Source organism: Massilia brevitalea, from assembly GCF_030711405.1.
GTDB lineage: Bacteria > Pseudomonadota > Gammaproteobacteria > Burkholderiales > Burkholderiaceae_D > Telluria > Telluria brevitalea.
The window spans coordinates 1-2,666 of the sequence record NZ_JAULSI010000101.1 but is presented as its reverse complement, the minus strand read 5'-3'; the positions used below and the strand labels follow the sequence as shown (position 1 = coordinate 2,666).

Sequence of the window (2,666 nt, the reverse complement as noted above, 5' to 3'; positions counted from 1 at the left end):
GCGATCCATTAACCCCGGTGTTGCAATTGGTTCTTGAGACCGCCCGTTCATGGTTCCATCACTTCTTTTATCCGCGATAGCAGCCGAAAACATGGTTCAGTTCTAATTGGCTAGATGATTTTATTTATCCCGCCCTTGAAATACGCTTGGAAATCGCTAGATGAGTTGCTTTAGGGATAGGTGCGCGCGCATGATAAATGGTATGCGCTGCAATTGAACATACGCGCAATGGAGCATCCGGCCTGCGGCGCGCCATTGATAAGCGACAGCACTCAAACGAAAGTGATCTTCCAAGTGGATGACGAAAACACAGAACCTTCATCGGGTACAACTCCGCAGCCAAAGAATTGGAAAGAGCGATTTCGCTGGCTAGCCATACTGATGATGGCTGCGTTTGCGGGTTTAGGACCAGCACCACCACCGCGACCAGCCCGAAACCCATCTGAATATGCGCAGATTGCTGAAGATCCGGATGAATCGAAACTGGATTCTGATCACCACTTTTTGTAAAAAAGCTTGATAAGGATGAGGCAAGCATAACTGCGTAGCGATTGCATATCGGAAAAAAAGGCGCGCGATGCCGGTTATCCGTAACGGTCTGCTACCGTTGGCTTCTTTCCAAAGGCTTGGCCGCTTGTCGGCCAGCATGCATAATCAGCGGCCCGTCTCGCGATATTCGCCGAATACCTGCCCCACAAAATCCACCACCGCCCTGATGCGCGCGCTCGCACGCAGGCCGCTGTGCATCGACAGCCAGATATCCTGGTCCAGCTCGGGAATACGGGGCATCGCGGCGACCAGGTCTGGCTGGTCGCCGGCGAGGAAGGTCGCCAGCACGCCAAGCCCGGCGCCATGCGCCACGCCATCCAGGATGCCGAGGCCGTAGCTGCAGCGCATCCACGGCGCTGGCGCACCGGGCAGGGCGCGCAGCCAGCGGTCGGACTGGAACTCGGCGCGTGGCTCGTCGAAACCCACGAAGGGCAAGTTCGCCCACTCCTGTTTCGCAATCGCTGCGGCATGGCGCGTTGCCACCTCCCGGTTGCAGTACAGGCCAAAGGACAGGGTGCCGAGCTGGCGCGCGACGAGGTCGAGCTGTTCGGGGCGATAAGGCCGGATCGCGATATCGGCTTCGCGCCGCGCCAGGCTGTACGGACGGTGCGACGTGACGATTTCCACCTCGACGTTCGGATAGGCGTCGTGAAAGCGCGCGAAGCGGGTGGTAAGGAAGTAAGACAGCCACTCGTCGGTATTGATGCGGACGGTGCCCGACGCCGTGTGCGCATCCTGGTGATCGCGCGTGCGCTCGATCTCCAGCGCGATCTCGCCCATCTGGCCAGCCCAGGCAATGATGTCGGCGCCGAATGCGGTCGGAATGCAGCCGCCCTGGAAACGCTCGACGACCTTTTGTCCCAGCGCCTCTTCCAGTTCGTCAAGCCGGCGCGACAGGGTCGGCGCACTCAGCCCCGCCTTCCGCGCCGCACCGCGCAGGGTGCCTTCCTGCGCAATCAGCAGTAGCAGCCGCAAGTCATCCCAATTCGTATGTTTCATATCTGGAGCATGATGCACCGATTTTGCGTCTATGCATACATTTATTGAGTATGCGATGATGCTTTGCTATATCAATCCAGCATGCGGCTATGGCACACCAGCCTCTCTGCGAATGCAATACACCAGCGGGCGTGCATTACCACCCGTGCCCGCCGGCAGAAAGAAAAATAGTTATGCGTACCTTCCGCGATCGCGTCCGACACGCGCTCATGTTCGAGGCTGTGGCCCTGGCCATCTTTATCCCTGGTTCTGCCGTGGTCTTCAATCAACCGATGAATCACATGGGCGTGATTGGCATTGCTTCGGCAACCATCGCCACGCTCTGGAATTTCGTCTTCAACATGGGCTTCGATCGCGCAATGCTGCGCCTGCGCGGCAGCGTGCAGAAAACCATGGCGATCCGCGTCACCCACACCTTTCTGTTCGAGGCGGGACTGGTCGTCATGCTGATTCCGATGATCGCCTGGTACCTGGGCATTGGGCTGTGGGCGGCGCTACTGATGGACCTGGCGATCGTTACGTTCTACCTGGTGTATGGGTTCTTGTTCAACATCGTATATGACCTGGTGTTTCCTGTTGCGCCAGTGGGGCGCTTGGGCGCAAGTAGCCGGAATCATATTGCTGGCGGTTGATCGTAAGCCGCCAAATGGGCGTCCAGCGACCAGATATAGACACGACGTCCTCTAGTAAGTGCGCAGAGGCGCTGCCAGTCATGCACGATCGACAAGTCGCCTAGCCCACTCCCACGGCTTGCATGATCCGGAAACTCGCGGAGCCACTCGCCCATCTGTTCGGCTTGTAGAAAGCTGATGGGGCGAAAAGGTGAGCTGCCTTTCAATGCAGCATCGACTTGCTCCACAAACCGTGTGGCACAGGCGCGCCGCGCGCCGCCATCCCCGTTTTGTCCAATATGGTTGCCTGTTTCGAAGATGGTCGCCATCGGGAGAAACAGCGTTTCTCCGGCTTTAATACGCTCGCCCAGCCTTTGGACTATGTCCATATGCTGCTGCGCCTTTACCGGCACATTCAGAATTTCAACGAATACGCTTGTGTCGATGAGACAGACAGCTGTCTGAGGTGTACTGTCAATAGCGGACACGCTTGTCTCAAGCCGCCTG

At 57.7% G+C, this 2,666-nt stretch carries 4 protein-coding genes; 2 read left to right on the top strand and 2 right to left on the bottom strand.

All coding sequences use genetic code 11. The features are described from left to right. The first annotated feature begins 228 nt into the window (after window positions 1–228). The gene (locus QWL29_RS26400) at window positions 229–510 is read left to right on the top strand and encodes a hypothetical protein (protein ID WP_305825826.1); all 282 of its coding nucleotides are present in this window, start codon (window positions 229–231) and stop codon (window positions 508–510) included. Between the two features lie 144 nt (window positions 511–654). Here QWL29_RS26400 and QWL29_RS26395 read toward each other — a convergent pair whose 3' ends face one another. Next, entirely contained in the window at window positions 655–1,548 is an 894-nt protein-coding gene (locus tag QWL29_RS26395; RefSeq protein WP_305825825.1) for a LysR family transcriptional regulator, read from the bottom strand. Between the two features lie 173 nt (window positions 1,549–1,721). Here QWL29_RS26395 and QWL29_RS26390 point away from each other — a divergent pair, with 173 nt between their 5' ends. Next, entirely contained in the window at window positions 1,722–2,180 is a 459-nt protein-coding gene (locus tag QWL29_RS26390) for a PACE efflux transporter (RefSeq protein ID WP_305825824.1), read from the top strand. Here QWL29_RS26390 and QWL29_RS26385 read toward each other — a convergent pair. Further along, on the bottom strand, window positions 2,162–2,666 hold a 505-nt coding region (locus QWL29_RS26385), incomplete at its 5' end, for a hypothetical protein (RefSeq protein WP_305825823.1). The two genes, QWL29_RS26390 and QWL29_RS26385, sit on opposite strands and share 19 nt — an antisense overlap.

Excerpts from the sequence above, each read along its gene's own strand:
- QWL29_RS26400 (WP_305825826.1), top strand. The coding sequence starts at position 229 with ATGGAGCATCCGGCCTGCGGCGCGCCATTGATAAGCGACAGCACTCAA.
- QWL29_RS26395 (WP_305825825.1), bottom strand. The coding sequence starts at position 1,548 with ATGAAACATACGAATTGGGATGACTTGCGGCTGCTACTGCTGATTGCG.
- QWL29_RS26390 (WP_305825824.1), top strand. The coding sequence starts at position 1,722 with ATGCGTACCTTCCGCGATCGCGTCCGACACGCGCTCATGTTCGAGGCT.